This is a genomic window from Rossellomorea aquimaris (assembly GCF_003315075.1).
GTDB lineage: Bacteria > Bacillota > Bacilli > Bacillales > Bacillaceae_B > Rossellomorea > Rossellomorea aquimaris_C.
In genome coordinates this window covers 39,832-55,280 of sequence record NZ_QNRJ01000023.1, presented here as the reverse complement: position 1 = coordinate 55,280, position 15,449 = coordinate 39,832, and the positions used below count along the sequence as shown (strand labels likewise).

Annotated in this window: 17 protein-coding genes and 1 riboswitch; of the genes, 12 read left to right on the top strand and 5 right to left on the bottom strand. The window is 43.6% G+C overall.

Features of this window, described 5'->3' with window-relative positions:
• The first annotated feature begins 205 nt into the window (after positions 1 to 205).
• The 3 genes from thiM to thiE are packed head-to-tail and all read left to right on the top strand — an operon-like array spanning position 206 to position 2,480.
• A complete protein-coding gene (gene thiM / locus DET59_RS18695) occupies positions 206 to 994 on the top strand; it encodes a hydroxyethylthiazole kinase (RefSeq protein WP_113971111.1) in 789 nt (262 codons plus the stop codon).
• 20 nt (positions 995 to 1,014) lie between these two features.
• Positions 1,015 to 1,827 carry a bifunctional hydroxymethylpyrimidine kinase/phosphomethylpyrimidine kinase gene (gene thiD / locus DET59_RS18690; protein ID WP_113971110.1) on the top strand — a complete coding sequence of 271 codons (813 nt, stop codon included), beginning with the start codon at positions 1,015 to 1,017 and terminating at the stop codon, positions 1,825 to 1,827.
• The gene (gene thiE / locus DET59_RS18685) at positions 1,824 to 2,480 is read left to right on the top strand and encodes a thiamine phosphate synthase (protein WP_113971109.1); all 657 of its coding nucleotides are present in this window, start codon (positions 1,824 to 1,826) and stop codon (positions 2,478 to 2,480) included. The genes thiD and thiE overlap by 4 nt, the downstream gene beginning before the upstream one ends.
• A gap of 99 nt (positions 2,481 to 2,579) precedes the next feature.
• Here the strand turns inward: thiE and nei are convergent, their stop codons facing one another.
• A complete protein-coding gene (gene nei / locus DET59_RS18680; RefSeq protein ID WP_113971108.1) occupies positions 2,580 to 3,407 on the bottom strand; it encodes an endonuclease VIII in 828 nt (275 codons plus the stop codon).
• A gap of 145 nt (positions 3,408 to 3,552) precedes the next feature.
• A complete protein-coding gene (locus DET59_RS18675; protein WP_113971107.1) occupies positions 3,553 to 4,905 on the bottom strand; it encodes a glucoamylase family protein in 1,353 nt (450 codons plus the stop codon).
• Positions 4,906 to 5,220: 315 nt separating this feature from the next.
• Between DET59_RS18675 and DET59_RS18670 the strand changes: the two genes are divergently transcribed.
• Entirely contained in the window at positions 5,221 to 6,714 is a 1,494-nt protein-coding gene (locus DET59_RS18670) for an amidase family protein (protein WP_113971106.1), read from the top strand.
• A 77-nt stretch (positions 6,715 to 6,791) separates the two neighbouring features.
• On the opposite strand, the gene DET59_RS18665 is transcribed toward DET59_RS18670, so the two are convergent.
• Positions 6,792 to 7,691, bottom strand: coding sequence for a Gfo/Idh/MocA family protein (locus DET59_RS18665; RefSeq protein WP_113971105.1), 900 nt, complete (start codon positions 7,689 to 7,691; stop codon positions 6,792 to 6,794).
• Between the two features lie 194 nt (positions 7,692 to 7,885).
• A riboswitch (purine riboswitch) is annotated at positions 7,886 to 7,989 on the top strand.
• 171 nt (positions 7,990 to 8,160) lie between these two features.
• Between DET59_RS18665 and DET59_RS18660 the strand changes: the two genes are divergently transcribed.
• The 4 genes from DET59_RS18660 to DET59_RS18645 all read left to right on the top strand — a co-directional run bounded on the left by DET59_RS18660 (position 8,161) and on the right by DET59_RS18645 (position 11,985).
• On the top strand, positions 8,161 to 9,030 hold the full coding sequence (locus tag DET59_RS18660; protein ID WP_113971104.1) for a 5'-methylthioadenosine/S-adenosylhomocysteine nucleosidase: 870 nt from the start codon (positions 8,161 to 8,163) through the stop codon (positions 9,028 to 9,030).
• A 62-nt stretch (positions 9,031 to 9,092) separates the two neighbouring features.
• Positions 9,093 to 10,079, top strand: a complete 987-nt coding sequence (locus DET59_RS18655; protein ID WP_113971103.1) for a TRM11 family SAM-dependent methyltransferase — start codon at positions 9,093 to 9,095, stop codon at positions 10,077 to 10,079.
• 303 nt (positions 10,080 to 10,382) lie between these two features.
• Complete coding sequence (gene desA, locus DET59_RS18650; RefSeq protein ID WP_113971102.1) at positions 10,383 to 11,414, top strand: Delta(5) desaturase DesA; 1,032 nt, start codon at positions 10,383 to 10,385, stop codon at positions 11,412 to 11,414.
• A gap of 79 nt (positions 11,415 to 11,493) precedes the next feature.
• Positions 11,494 to 11,985, top strand: a complete 492-nt coding sequence (locus tag DET59_RS18645) for a response regulator (RefSeq protein WP_113971101.1) — start codon at positions 11,494 to 11,496, stop codon at positions 11,983 to 11,985.
• Positions 11,986 to 12,054: 69 nt separating this feature from the next.
• On the opposite strand, the gene rluF is transcribed toward DET59_RS18645, so the two are convergent.
• A complete protein-coding gene (rluF, locus tag DET59_RS18640) occupies positions 12,055 to 12,762 on the bottom strand; it encodes a 23S rRNA pseudouridine(2604) synthase RluF (protein WP_113971100.1) in 708 nt (235 codons plus the stop codon).
• A gap of 198 nt (positions 12,763 to 12,960) precedes the next feature.
• Here rluF and DET59_RS18635 point away from each other — a divergent pair, with 198 nt between their 5' ends.
• From DET59_RS18635 to DET59_RS18625, 3 genes are all read left to right on the top strand, one after another.
• Positions 12,961 to 13,734 carry a MerR family transcriptional regulator gene (locus DET59_RS18635; RefSeq protein WP_113971099.1) on the top strand — a complete coding sequence of 258 codons (774 nt, stop codon included), beginning with the start codon at positions 12,961 to 12,963 and terminating at the stop codon, positions 13,732 to 13,734.
• 85 nt (positions 13,735 to 13,819) lie between these two features.
• Positions 13,820 to 13,969, top strand: a complete 150-nt coding sequence (locus DET59_RS18630) for a DUF3934 family protein (RefSeq protein WP_113971098.1) — start codon at positions 13,820 to 13,822, stop codon at positions 13,967 to 13,969.
• A gap of 249 nt (positions 13,970 to 14,218) precedes the next feature.
• Entirely contained in the window at positions 14,219 to 14,419 is a 201-nt protein-coding gene (locus DET59_RS18625) for a cold-shock protein (RefSeq protein ID WP_060671790.1), read from the top strand.
• Positions 14,420 to 14,514: 95 nt separating this feature from the next.
• On the opposite strand, the gene DET59_RS18620 is transcribed toward DET59_RS18625, so the two are convergent.
• Positions 14,515 to 14,760 carry a hypothetical protein gene (locus DET59_RS18620; RefSeq protein ID WP_113971097.1) on the bottom strand — a complete coding sequence of 82 codons (246 nt, stop codon included), beginning with the start codon at positions 14,758 to 14,760 and terminating at the stop codon, positions 14,515 to 14,517.
• A gap of 287 nt (positions 14,761 to 15,047) precedes the next feature.
• On the opposite strand from DET59_RS18620, the gene DET59_RS18615 reads away from it, so the two are divergent.
• Positions 15,048 to 15,248, top strand: a complete 201-nt coding sequence (locus DET59_RS18615; RefSeq protein WP_064094055.1) for a cold-shock protein — start codon at positions 15,048 to 15,050, stop codon at positions 15,246 to 15,248.
• Positions 15,249 to 15,449 lie beyond the last annotated feature (201 nt).

Here is a 15,449-nt window from a genome sequence, read left to right as displayed (position 1 = left end):
AACGATACGTCAACCTTAAAGAAACCGCCGTATACGGGTCCGTACGTACGGTGGTGTGAGAGGTCGGGGGTTAGTCACCCCCTCCTACTCGATTTCCCATTTTGAAGTGTTTTCTCATTTGGATTCTACATTGATATGCTATAGTAGTAGCATATCAGGGCAGGTCCCGTCTTTCTTTCATAATGACAAAGGAGGAACAAGGAGAATGTATGATTTAGTTCAGAAAGTACGAGAAGAAAATCCATTAGTACATAATATTACAAACGTAGTGGTCACGAATTTTACGGCCAATGGTTTGCTTTCTATCGGGGCATCTCCTGTGATGGCCTATGCGAAAGAAGAAGTAGGGGATATGGCGAAGTTGGCAGGAGCCCTTGTCCTTAATATTGGAACCTTATCGACAGACATCATCGATAGCATGATCATCGCTGGAAAAGCGGCCAATGAAAAAGGGATACCTGTTGTATTGGATCCGGTTGGAGCAGGGGCGACTTTCTTCCGCACGGAAATGGCAAGGAAAATTCTGAATGAAGTAAACGTCTCCATCTTAAGAGGGAACGCAGCGGAAGTGGCTCATGTTGCAGGAGAACAATGGACGATCAAAGGTGTGGACGCCGGTTCTGATGGGGGAGACACGTTGGAATTAGCCCAAAAGGCGGCGGCGCAATTGGATTGTACGATTGTCATAACCGGGAAAACCGATATCATCTCAAACCTGCAAGGAACCTATTCAGTGGCGAATGGTCATCCCATTTTAACGAAGGTCACGGGGACGGGCTGTTTATTATCTTCGGTCATCGGTGCCTTTGCAGCCATTGAGAAAGATCTATTAAAAGCTGCTGTAACGGCAGTTGCCGTTTATGGAATAGCAGCAGAAAAAGCAGCAGGTGTGACATCTGAAAAAGGTCCGGGAAGTTTTCAAATTGAATTCATCGATCAACTTTCCTCCATTCGAGAAGAAGATGCTGCACTTGCAAAAGTAGAGAGAATCTAAAGAGGAAGGGTGGTACAATCATGTCTGTATATAAGGCATTGACGATAGCAGGTTCTGATAGTGGCGGGGGAGCCGGCATTCAGGCAGATATAAAAACATTCCAGGAGCTTGGTTCCTATGGGATGTCGGTCATCACTGCCGTAACCGCTCAAAACACATTAGGCGTTCAAGGAGTGTATCCCGTTTCCATGGAAGGAATCGTTCAGCAAATGGATTCTATTGGCCAGGACCTGGGACCACATGCGGTAAAAACAGGCATGTTGCATTCCGGCGAAGTCATTGAGGCAGTAAGTGAACGAATCCGTCATTATGGCTGGACGAATCTTGTGGTGGATCCTGTCATGATTGCAAAAGGCGGAGCCAAGCTTTTACAAGATGAAGCCGTTCGTGCGTTAAAGGAACAATTAATACCTCTTTCTGCTGTCATTACACCCAATTTACCTGAAGCGGAAGTCATCACCGGTATAAAGATTGAAACATTGGACGATCGAAAAGACGCCTCAAAGATCCTGATTGAAATGGGTGCCGGATCCGTCGTCATAAAAGGCGGACATGCTGATGGCGAGCAGGTAATCGACCTCTTTTATGATGGGGAGGAATTTGTGGAAATGGTCTCACCGAGAATCGAGACACCTCATACGCATGGAACTGGATGCACCTTCTCGGCTGCGATTACAGCTCAATTAGCTCAAGGAATGGACATCAAGGAAGCGGTCAAGACGGGGAAAGGTTTTATCCGGGCAGCCATTGAAGACCCGCTTGGAATTGGGAATGGTCATGGCCCGACGAATCATTGGGCTTATAATAAGAAGGCATCAGGCGAACGTAAATGATCGATAAACGGGAGCAATTAAAGGATTCTCTTACTCTTTATTTTATTATGGGAAGCACAAACTGCATGAAGGATCCGGTTTATGTGTTAGAACAGGCAATAGAAGGAGGCATAACCCTCTTTCAATTCCGGGAAAAAGGGCTCGGTGCCTTAGAAGGACAGGAAAAGATGAAACTTGCTAAGAAACTTCAGAAGGTATGCAAGGACGCCGGGATCCCTTTCATCGTAAATGACGATGTGGAATTGGCTTTAGCCATCGATGCTGATGGCATTCATATCGGTCAGGAAGACGAAAGGGCAAGCATCGTACGGGATAAAATCGGTGACAAATGGCTTGGGGTTTCCACTCATACACTTGCCGAAGCGCAGCAGGCGATTGACGATGGGGCGGATTATTTAGGACTTGGTTCCATCTATCCCACCCTTTCAAAAGACGACATAGTCAAAATTCACGGCTTGGACATCATCAAAAGCTTTCGAATAAACGATATTTCTATCCCGATTGTGGGGATTGGAGGCATCAGTTCAATGAATGCCAAAGAAGTCATTGAAGCTGGTGCCGACGGAATCTCGGTGATCTCGGCCATATCAGGGGCCGAAAACATCAGAGAAGCGGCGAGAGAATTGAAGAGAGCCGTTCGTTCCGCCCGATAAATACGAAACCAGGCCTGTCCCAACACGTTAACTCCATTATCGTGTGGGGGCAGGCCTTATTTGACGATTCAAGGAACAAATGGATTGATAAATATTGCGTTATCCTTCGATTCCCTGACAAACCGGACAATAGTACATCCTTCTTGAAGCTGCCACCGTCTTCTCGATTTCACTCCCACAGATGAAGCAAGATTCACCTTCCCGGTTAAAGACCCAGTGACGATAGCGGGAGCGCTTCACCCCTTGGCCTTTCAGCTTTTGTGCAAGGTCGGGATCATTGGTGATCCCACCAGTCTCATACGATTGCTTTACTAAATCCATGACAGCATGAGCTGCTTTGTTTAACTGATCCTGTGTACAGTCGACTGGCCTGAGGGAAGGATGTATGCCAGCAACAAACATGATTTCAGATCGCAAATAATTCCCGATTCCGGCTACGAAACCTTGATCGAGCAATAGAATCGCCCATTTGCGATTTCGGAATCGTTTGTCCTTCATCCGTTCCATCAGCTCATCCACTGATACCTCTTCGCTTAAAAGATCGGGTCCCACTTTTGAGACGAATGGATGCCCGGGCACTTCTTCGTCACGAAGAACCTCGATATCCGATGCACTATAGAGAAGTGCCGACTTTTTTTCATTATGTAGAGCCAACCTGAGCTGTCGGTTTGTTTTGGGGTAGTTATATGTGCTTCTGATATACCATTTCCCGTAAAGCTGATTGTGGGAGTAAATGGTGTACCCGTTGTCAAAGCGGATGAGCATGGCTTTTCCTTTTGTGTCCACTCTTGTCACGATTGACCCCTTTAGCAGATCCTCGTAGTCTTCTAAATGAGGGAAGGCAAAATAAATATCTTCCACGGTTTTATTTTTAAGAGCACGCTCAACCGAATCTGCGGCTCGTCTGATTTCCGGACCTTCTGGCATGATCTATACTCCTTTTTAGTTTTAGTATAGATGTTCCCCGTCTTACTCCGATATAATCTTTCAAACTGTTTCTACCTTGGGAAAAGATAAAAAGCCCAAGCAGAAATACTTGGACTTTCCGTTTAGTGAAAGTTAAATTCATTGATTATTGAATCGAAAATGTTTCTTTCATTAACAGGTCTTCTGGAGATTTCCCGATTTGATCTTGATGGAAGTAATCTCTGATGACTCCATCTTTTAAATAATTGACGATTGAGACCATTGTCATACCTTGATCTAAAGCGAGGTAGGCTTGTGTCACTTCTCCTGTCTCTACATTGACTGAATCAAGGAACCCGTATTTCCCGTACATATCGAAACGTTTCAACGCCTGGATGTTATTGAACGCTTCCATCGGTGCGTATTCCAGTGCCAGGAAAGTGGCGTGTGGAGTGACAGTACCATCAGACTTATAACCGTCCATACCTAATGGAGTAGCGGCAAATTCTGAATAATTATCTGGTGTGGCTGCTGGTGACATGCCCCAGGCTGCATATCCTTGCTCTTTAGCATATTGAATCTGGATGTCTACATGACGCTTATTGTTCAAGCCGAGTGCGTTCTTCCCAAGTTCTTTCTCCTTTAGTACAAGCTGTGGCATCAATGCTTCAAACATGCTTCCTCCCCAGCTTGGTACATATTTGGTGCCCTTGTAACTGTAATGTCCTTCGAAGACATCTACACCATCATAAGTTTCTGTATATCCTTCTGGAATTTGAGCCTGCCAATCCCAGCTTTCAGGCATGGTGCGGAACATTCTCCACCAATGTTCTTCCGGTACATCTTCTTTCCCGATTGCGATGTAACTTGCAACGCGTGGTTCCGTATAAAAGGCACCGTAATGGTGAGCAGTATAGCTCTCGGTTGCTACATCATATCCGCCCCGCATTTGTCCTACTTCAGGTGTGTAAAGAGTGGAATAATCCATGTCTTCAACTAATGCGTGGGTCTCTTCATAGAGTTCCGGATACGCTTGTCCCACTACAACGAGTCCTGCAGACAGCCATCCATTATCTACAGTTGAGATGAATTGACCCCAATCCGTCATGAGCGTTGCATCTTCTGTATAGTACCAGTTGTAAAATAATCCGTTCCATTTGTCCATATCTTTTAATGAATTCAACGTCTTTTCGATATTGGTCACGGCTTCTTCACGTGAGATCAGGCCGACTTCCTCCGCTGAAATCGTACTCATCATATACATGGCAATGTTCGTGGGAGAAGTGAATTTCTGGGCATTGATTTCCCCGTTATCCATTCGGACGGCATCGTAAGTGAGTCCCGTTTTCTTATCTGTAAAATCTTCGAAGTATCGATAGGTATTTTTTGAAATCGCTTTCAATTGTTTGGATAAAGCGATCTCTTTTCCTTTGTTTGTGTTCTTTGCAGAAGCCGCAGCTGGGAGCGTAGCGCTGACGATTAGCAATAAAACTAACAGCAATGAAAAATATTTCTTCAAATAGGACACTTCCTTTCAATTTAGTGAAACGTTTCGATTAAAAGTATACAAGAGTGATCAAAAGACGTATATCACTCAATAGTAACAATTATCTGAAAATAAACCGTGGGTATTTGACCTCTTTTTTGAGTCTTTTATACCAGTATCCATCGGCAAGTAACTGCTGGATCCAGACACTGCCCTCAATCATAGGTGCTACAATTTTGGGGGACTACCAACTTTTTTAGGCTGCAGTGTGATTGATTTCTATTAAAAAAAGGAAATTCTCCTATTATGTAGAAAGTCATAGATACATAGTCAATAGGGGTGAGCAGGATGCAGGGTTTTCATTATAAAAACTACGACGGTTTAGGGCTCGCAGAATTAGTGAAGAAAAAAGAGGTTCATCCTAGAGAATTGGTTGAAGAGGCCATTAAAAGAACAGAAGCCCACAACCCGAAGTTGAACGCAGTGATTCATAAAATGTATGAACAGGCGAGGGAGGTTGCAGACAAAAAGCTTACTGGGGCCTTCGCCGGTGTACCGATGCTATTGAAAAATATCACTCAAGAGATGGAAGGGGAGCCCATGACAGCAGGATCAAGATCTCTTCGAAGCTACCGAGCGAAGACAGATTCAGAGTATACCAGGAGATTGCGGGAAGCTGGCGTGGTTATTCTGGGGCAGACGAATGTACCTGAATTTGCTTTAGTGGCTGTTACGGAGCCTTCACATTACGGTGCGACAAGAAATCCGTGGAACCTGGATTATACACCCGGAGGTTCTAGTGGCGGTTCAGCAGCTGCGGTAGCATCCGGCATTGTTCCGATTGCGGGTGCCAATGATGGTGGGGGATCTATCAGAATCCCTGCTGCCTATTGCGGGTTATTTGGTTTGAAGCCAACCAGGGGTAGAACACCTGTTGGTCCCACCTACGGAAGAACATGGCAGGGTGCCTCTGTTGAGCATGTTTTAACCCGATCGGTCAGGGATAGTGCTGCCATGCTGGATGAATTACGAACGTATGAAAAGTCTGCTGCTTTTTATGCTCCACCATTTGAAGGGAGATACTTGGAAGCATCCCAAACCCCATTAGGCAAGAAATTAAAGATTGCCTATTCCACAGCTTCTCCCATAGGAACTGAAGTACATCCCGAATGCGAAAAGGCTGTTGTGAAAGCTGCTAAAGTACTAGAGTCCATGGGTCATGATGTGGAAGAAAAAGAGGTGCCTGTGGATGGACATAAGATTGCGAGAAGTTTCTTAACCATGTATTTTGGAGAAACCGCTGCATTGTTAACTTCGTTGGAAGAAGTGCTGGGACGAAAAGCTACTTACACTGATGTGGAACCTTCCACCTGGCTCCTGGGTATGATCGGAAAGGCCACTCCTGCAGAAGAATTCATCCTGAGTATTAGGGAGTGGGACAAAGCAGCCTATCAAATGGAAATATTACATGAAACGTATGATTTCTACCTTACTCCTACTACCGCTTTTCCTCCAGCCAAGATAGGAGAGCTGGAGCCGACCCAATCAGAGAAATTCTTGATCAGTTCAGTAGGGAAATTGGGACTCAGAAGACTGGTGAAAAAGATTGGGATCGTTGATCAGATTGCACAGAAGAATCTGATGCGTACCCCTTTTACACAGTTGGCCAATTTAACAGGACAGCCGTCCATGTCACTTCCGATACATCAAACTTCTGAAGGGTTGCCCGTCGGAGTTCAGGTGATGGCAGCAAAAGGCAGAGAAGATCTGCTGTTGCAGTTGGCTGGAGAGATGGAGAAATCTGAGCATTGGTTGCAAATAGAGAAAAACCCTTTGTTTTAAAAAGGGGGCGTTGGAACAGGATCATCCTTTCTCCCAACGCCCCCCTTTCCCGAACTGGAGCTTATCCCTCTGCTCTTCTATTCAATCATCCCGACGATCCTCTCACAAATCTCATGGGTAACCAGCGAATCCTCAATCGATGGGTCAGGGGTTGTACCATTTTCCACACAGTCTATGAAATGATCCACTAAATCATAAAATCCTCGCTTATACAAAGTAGGCTCCCAATCTCCAAATGAAGAAAGGCTTACTTCTTTATTATGATAATGAGTCGTTTCAACGAGACTGTTGACGACATATTTATGATGGCCTGCCGAGTACTCGATGATTTCTTCCGTCACACCGCCGTCCCGGTTCATGATCCCGACTGCGGTGCATTCCTTACCGATGAGCTGGACGACTAAGTGGTGGAGCATGTCATCCTTTTTTAAATACTGAACCTTTACATCCTGGACCTCTGTATCCATTAAGAAACGCAGCGTATCGACGACATGGATGAAATCTTCTACGACGAACCTTCTGGCGTAATCAGGTAGGGCGTATCTGTTTTTTTGCATAAGAAGGAAGCTCGGGTTGCCATGCTCCCTTAGCTCTCTCACTTTTGGAATGAATCGTCTGTTGAAACCGACCATGGCGATTTTTTCACTTTCTTTTGCAAGCTGAACGATTCTTTCGGTTTCGTAAAGGTTCAAGGAAATCGGCTTGTCTATGTATACGTTGATGCCGTTCTGTAGTAGTTTTTCCGTTATTTCAAAGTGGGCTTCGGTAGCGGTACTCACAAATGCCGCGTCAATGTTGGCTGAAATCAGTTCTTCCACATTCTGAACCTTTTCCTGTATCCGATATTTATCTGCCAGAGCATTTAGAGTTTCAACATTTCTTGTGCAAAGCACCAGCTCGATGCCTTCTTTTTCAGAGAGAACTGGCAGGTAGGCTTTCTTGGCGATGTCTCCCAATCCAATAAGTCCGATTTTCATGTTTTTCACCCCGTTGTTTTTTTGTGTATCATTCTTTCATTATATTATTCTCTTTTTATATATCAAATTTAAGAGTGATCAAGATGGGGATGAGTTGGGAGGGGTTCGCTAAAACACGAACATTAAAATGTTAAATTTAAATAAAATTCGTATTTTGGTTGATTATCGAAGGAGGGTTTGTTATATTAACACTGTACTAATTACATATCGTTACTCGTATATCCTCGGTAATATGGTCCGAGTGTTTCTACCTGGTTCCCATTATAAGAACTGGACTACGAGTTGAAGTATTCGGTTTTTCGGTTTTTTGCCGTTGCCATTTTGTGATGGGCATTCCTGTCATTTCACGTATACTTTAACTTCGAAGGTCTGGAAAGTAGAAACCACTCTACATGTTCTAGATCTTTTTCTTTTGGGCAGAACAGCGAGAGATCACCATCAAGAAAAAAACGAAAAAGGAGAGATTTTGATGAAAAAGAAACTGGCTTTATTTGTATCATTATCCGTACTCGCATTATCCTTATTTACTGGGTGCAGTTCCACTTCACAGACTGCAGCTAAGGAAGAAAAGGCAGAGAGACCCATTATGATTCAGGGTCCAATGCCGATTGAAGCTGAAAAGTTTGCAGGGAAATTAGAAAATGTGAAAGAGGAAAAATCGGGATCATTTGTTTTTTACATAGGAACGCTCGATGATTATCCTGTCATCGTTGCCAAAACCGGCAAAGGGATGGAAAACACGGCGGCGGCTACTGCGGTAGCCATTGAGAAATACGATCCGATCGCCATCATCAACCAAGGAACATCAGGTGGACATGACCCTGAACTGAATGTATTTGATATCGTATTAGGAGAAAGAACCGTGAACCTGGGTTCATTGAAAACAGCTGACAAAGCTGATAACGAAGGAATTGATCCAACCGTCTGGAAGCCTATGGACTTAATGGCTTCTGAAGGCAGTGCAGGTGAAGATCCAAATGCTGAAAAGATTCGTTATTACGATGGAGACGAGGACTTACTCCAAGCTGCCAAAGCAGTAAAGGATACATACACCGACGGAAAGGTCGTCGAAGGTACCATCGGTTCTGCTGACGTGTGGAATAATGAAGTGGACCGCATCCAATGGTTCCATGAGAAATACGGTACTTCTGTAGAGGAAATGGAAGGGGCTGCAGCAGCACAGATTGCAGGTGCTTATGATGTAGCGTTCCTGGGCATCCGTGTACTGTCCAATAATAAGACAAATGGTGGAGCATACAACCCGGAAACCGCATCGTCGAATCAGGAGTATGTCTATGAAGTGGTGAAAGAGTATATTTCCATGATGGAAAATAAATAATTACGGGTCCTGACCGACAGTGCATAAATGCTAAGCATGCCCGGGGGTCAGGTCTTTTTTTTATGTTACAATGGTCTAATGCAACACAACATTTTTATCATCACACGGAGTTGATCATAATAGAAACGAAAACATATATCTATCATTATTCATGGGAGCCGAACGAGGAATCCCTATGTGCCTTGGAAAGAAGAGTGTTATTCGGAAAGAGCCCTGAATCCAGCATTCTGGAAAGTTCAGTGAAAATAGACCCCAGCAGAAGTCCTTTTATCCGGGAGAGAATCGAGATTATCTGCGAAGGGAAAGAGTTTCAAGAACTACTTGAAGAAATAGAAGAATTAGAAGCGCTTGATGGGTTCAAAGTCGTTTTTGTTCAAAATCTTGATGAGGAAAGAGTAGGCTTCAAAAAGCTTCGCAAGATTGAAAAAGAAGTAGGAATGCATCTAAAAGGTGAAGCGGAGTTAGTCGATCCAGACATTTGGTTCGGGGTGATGAAGACCAATGAGCGCTGGGTGTTTGGCAAGTATGTGAGAAATGAAGCGGTTTGGCTGCACCATGTGAAAAAGCCACACAGCTATTCGACGGCACTCAGCACTCGTGTGGCAAGAGCCGTCGTGAATATCGCAGCACCGAACCCTGAAGGAATCAAAATGATCGACCCGTGCTGCGGAATAGGGACGGTCCTTGTGGAGGCACTATCCATGGGAATCGATATCGTCGGGAGTGACCGCAATCCATTGATCCTCGATGGAGTGAAAGAGAATATCGCTCATTTTGGATACAAAGGGGATGTCTCTTTAAAGGATATTAACGACGTAACCTACCACTATGATGTAGCTGTGATCGATCTACCTTACAATCTTTGTTCAGTGATTACAAATGACGAGCAGCTTGACATGCTCCGCAGTGCGAGACGATTTGCAGAGAAGGTCGTAATCGTTACCTTGGAAGATGTGGACGCGAATATTGAAAAAGCGGGCTTCAAGATCGTCGATCGTTGTGAAGTGAGTAAAGGAAGATTTGTCCGGCAGGTGCTGGTTTGCGAATGATCAGGATAGAGAGTCTGGATGAATCCAGGCTCTTTTTGTTATTTTGAAGCTATTTTTATAAAACCTCTATAAAAAATCCCCCTAACAAGAATATTTTTCTAATCTCAAAAAATAATATAACCAATTGGAAGCGTCCTGCTATCGTTGGGAATCCAGTAGTAGCAAGGGAAAGAGCTTTGGTGGGCTCATGACAAATTCTCCCTTATGACATTTGTCATGCCCAGCATATGACACCTACTACTAACACGATGATATCGCTTATCTTATAATGAATTCAACGCCTTAAATGAAGGGAATTATGACATGACAAATATAAAAACGTTGAAAAAAGAAGTTGCTCCTTATGAAAAGTCAACAACAAAGGAAAGTGTATGGCAGATCATCAACACGCTGGGGCCATTCTTTCTATTATGGTTTCTTGCGTATCAAAGCCTTTCAGTATCGTACTGGCTGGCACTCGTTCCAATCGTGATCGCTGCAGGGTTCCTGACACGAATCTTCATCATCTTTCATGATTGTACCCATTTCTCTTTCTTTAAAAGCCGTCGCGTAAATCGAATCGTCGGAACCGCTATGGGTGTATTGACGCTATTCCCGTTCGATCAGTGGGGACATGAGCATGCTGTCCATCACGCGACAAGCGGGAATCTGGATAAGCGTGGAACAGGTGATATCTGGACGCTGACGATTGATGAATATTTAGCAGCACCTCTTAAGATTCGTTTAGCGTATCGCTTTTACCGCAATCCGTTCGTTATGTTTGTATTAGGACCGATTTATGTATTCCTTCTGAAAAATAGATTTAACCGTAAAAATGCACGTAAGAAAGAACGTAACAACACGTATTTAGTGAACGTGATCATCGTAGCCCTCATCGCACTTCTATGTGTGACACTGGGCTGGCAGGAATTCCTGCTTGTACAAGGATCCATCTTTATGGTTTCAGGATCGATCGGTATTTGGTTGTTCTACGTTCAGCATACGTTTGAAGACTCGTATTTCGAAGAAGACAAAGAATGGCAATATGTGTTGGCGGCTGTTGAAGGAAGCTCCTTCTACAAGCTTCCAAAATTCATGCAATTCCTTACAGGCAACATCGGCTATCACCATATTCACCATCTAAGTCCGAGAGTACCGAACTACAAACTCGAAGAAGCACATAAAAACTCAGAGCCATTACAAAAAGTACCAACCATTTCCCTATTAACAAGCTTAAAATCACTACGTTTCAAGCTTTGGGATGAAGAAAACAAAACATTTGTAAGCTTTAGAGGTATTAAGTCCCTGGATAAGTCGAAATCAAGAATTTCAACAGAAGCCAAACCTGAATTATAATCCTGACCGACTCTCCTTATGAACCTTTCATATAAGGGGAGTCTTTACTTGATAAGGCCTTTAAGAGGAGTGAACCTACATGATTCGAATCGTCATCGCAGAGGATCAGGAATTATTACGTGGAACCATAACCTCCATCCTCAACCTGGAAGACGACATGGAAGTAGTCGGCCAGGTAAAGGATGGGCAAGAAGCACTCGCCCTTGTTCACCAATTAAAACCGGACCTCTTTATCATGGATATTGAAATGCTTGAGAGGGACGGACCTCTGGAAGCTGTGAAGACAGTCGGATGTCATCTGCTTGTATTGACGACCTTCCCGAAAAAGGGTTATTTAGAGCGGGCTCAACAATTCGATGCAGGTGGGTACTTACTAAAGGACAGTCCAAGTGAAGAGCTGACTTCCTCGATTCGCAGCATAGTGGAAGGGAAGCGGGTCTATTCTCCGAAATTAATCGAAGAGGATAAGGAGTCTCAGGAGTCTGGTTCATTCCACATTTCCCACCCGCCAGGCCCTGTGAAGAACTATTTTACAATGATCATGAATAAGATGAAGTCACCTGCAGGGTGAAAACTAGATAAGGGCCTGACCCCCACTTGCGTTAACAATTAACGCGGTGGAGGTCAGGCCCTTTAATGTTTACCATTCCTTCGGTTCATAATCCAAATCTTGAAACAGTCGCGTCTTCTCTTTCTTAGAAAGGTCGCGCCATTGTCCCACAGGCAGATTCCCCAGTTGAATATTCATGATACGCGTGCGCTGCAGTCTGTAGACCTCATATCCAAGGGCTTCACACATGCGGCGGATCTGTCGGTTCAATCCTTGGGTCAGCGTGATTTGGAACACGTATTTTGACACCTGCTCCACATTACAAGGCAGGGTTTTCGTTCCAAGAATCTTAACGCCCTCTGACATCTGCTTTAAGAAATCATCTGAAATCGGGCGGTCAACAGTGACGATATATTCTTTCTCATGCTGATTTTCCGCACGGAGGATTTCATTGACGATATCCCCATCGTTCGTCAGAAGAATCAAGCCATCTGAATCTTTGTCCAGTCGTCCAATATTGAAAATACGCAGCGGATGATTGACGAGATCCACAATATTCCCCTTGACGCCCTTTTCAGTTGTACTCGTAATCCCAACAGGTTTATTTAATGCAATATACACATTATTTCTTGCTACCCTGACAGGAGCTCCGCTAACCTTCACATCATCGCCGGGATTCACTTGATCGCCAATCTTCGCGATCTTCCCGTTGATGGTCACTCTTCCTTCGGTAATCAATTTATCTGCACCGCGTCTGGATGCCTTCCCAGCTTCACTTATATACTTATTGATACGCATGCTCAACACAACCTTAAACTGATAATTAATAATCTAAGAATATCGGACTGGCACTTTATTTTCAAGGGATTCCACTAAATAGATCCCGTGCAGTCGGGCTATCCTATGAAAGATAAAAAACGCGAACTTTTTTCCGATATCCCCTTTACATTTACGCAGCGTCAACCTGTAAAGTAAGAATTGTCAGGAGGTGACATCATGGAATATACCGTCAAAAAACTTGGGGAGATTGCTGGTGTGAGCACGAGGACCTTGCGCTATTATGATGAAATTGAGCTTCTGAAGCCGGCCAGGACCAATTCGTCAGGATATAGGCTATACGGGCAGAAGGAAGTTGACCGCCTGCAGCAGATCCTCTTTTACAAAGAACTGGGTGTAGGACTGGATGAAATCAAGGGTATTCTGGATGATCCTGCCTTTGACGTAACATATGCCTTACGGGAACACCGGGAAATCTTACTGGACAGACGCGCGCAACTTGATCAACTGATTGCGAATGTAGATAAAACATTACGGGTAAAGGAAGGGAGAATCACCATGACAGATAAAGAAAAGTTTGAAGGATTCAAGGAGAAAATGGTGGAAGAAAACGAGAAAAAGTACGGAAAAGAAGTGCGGGGAAAATACGGTGACAAGGCAGTGGACGAATCCAATACGAGAGTCATGAACATGTCTCAGGAAGACCATGAAATGGTCACAGAACTGGAAAAGAAAATTAAACAATCCTTAGGGGAAGCATTTCAAACCGGTGATCCTGCAAGCGATGCTGCCCAGAAAGCGGCTGACCTCCATAAGCAATGGATCTCGTTCTACTGGGGGCATTACAGCAAGGAAGCCCATGCCGGCCTTGCTCAAATGTATGTGGACGATGAACGGTTCACATCTTATTATGACGCTGAACAAGAGGGAATGGCCGAGTTCTTACGGGATGCGATTCACATCTATACAGGGCAGAAAAAAGAAGTGGAATAAACAAGAAGTACTCTACACCCCCAATAAGTGTTATGATATGGAGACGAACGTGAAAGAACGAACCTTATCATAACGGAGTGAAAAAATGAGTAAACCAAAGAAAAAGAGCGGAACGGGCCAAGGCACAGGAAAGAAAGGCTGGAATCGCTGGAAGGCCGGGGCCAATAAGAAGAAAAGCAACAAGCCTTATATAAGTAAAGGCGTGAAGCATGGGAGTAAGCACGAAGATAAGTAGTTATATGAAAGTCCATTTCCTTTCGGGAAGTGGGCTTTTTATATAGGAAGTTAAAGGATTTTATGGTGCGTCTTAAAGAAAAGTATCAAAAGCATTTGCTTTTTTTACGATTTCCTGTTATTCTAAAGAAGAATTATTTTTGTTCGGTCTGTAAGGAATGAAAGTATTTAAACTTTTCGCCTTTGATATCTAATTGAGCAATAATAGTAATAAATCGTGGATGCAAAGTCCACACAGGAGGATACACACATGCAAGAAGGTACAGTAAAATGGTTTAACGCAGAAAAAGGTTTCGGTTTCATCGAAATCGAAGGTGGAGAAGATGTATTCGTACATTTCTCAGCTATCCAAGGCGAAGGATTTAAATCTTTAGACGAAGGTCAAAAAGTTACATTTGACACTGAACAAGGTCAACGTGGACTTCAAGCGACTAACGTAAACAAAGCGTAATAGCTTTATGATGAAGGACTCTCTCGTAGAGTCCTTTTTTATTTGTCAAAAAAAAAGAGGTGCCTGTCGTACAAGTTGCAGGCAACCCTCCACCATTATGTTAACGCATACTTGATGATTCCTTGAATGTAAACAGATGTTTCCTTCTGATCACATTCCCTGATTTTGATTTTTCCTTCTTTTTCTAACTCATGTGCCAGATTTTCAATGGTTTGCGCTTCTTCTTTTGACGTCATAGGAATTTCAATTGAAAAGAAGTTTCCGCGGCTGGCTTGATTTAAACTTTTTAATAATCCAATTTTATTCATTGGGTCATCCCCTTTATCTTTTACTTTCGACACAAGGATGGGTTTCTCCTTTACGGATAGAGAGTTTAAGGGTAAATATTCAAAGGTTATTTCAAAATGAGCCGCCTGAGTTAATTGATGAAATAAGGGGAGATGATCATTGGTTTGTAAAGAATATAGGAATGGATTTGCTTTTTCTCAGGTTATCTGTTATTCTAAGTAAGAATTATTTTTGTTCGGTCTGTAAGGAAAGAAAGTATTTAAACTTTTCGCCTTTGATATCTAATTGAGCAACGATAGTAATAAATCGTGGATTCAAATCCACACAGGAGGAAACAATTATGCAACAAGGTACAGTGAAATGGTTTAACGCAGAAAAAGGTTTCGGTTTCATCGAAATCGAAGGTGGAGAAGATGTATTCGTACATTTCTCAGCTATCCAAGGCGAAGGATTTAAATCTTTAGACGAAGGTCAAAAAGTTACATTTGACACTGAGCAAGGTCAACGTGGACTTCAAGCGACTAACGTAAACAAAGCGTAATAGCTTTTGATGAAGGGACTCTCTCGGAGGGTCCTTTTTTTATTGTTGGGGAAGTGGAGATTATTTAGGCGGTGTTGGGCAAGCCGCCTGCGCTTTTGGTGTCATCCAGCTCCGGCGGCTAGAGGCTCGAGGTCATAAGCTAAATTGGCCAAGAAGGCAAAGAGCGCCTTCCCGACCAATTCATCTTATGCTTGTCGCCTC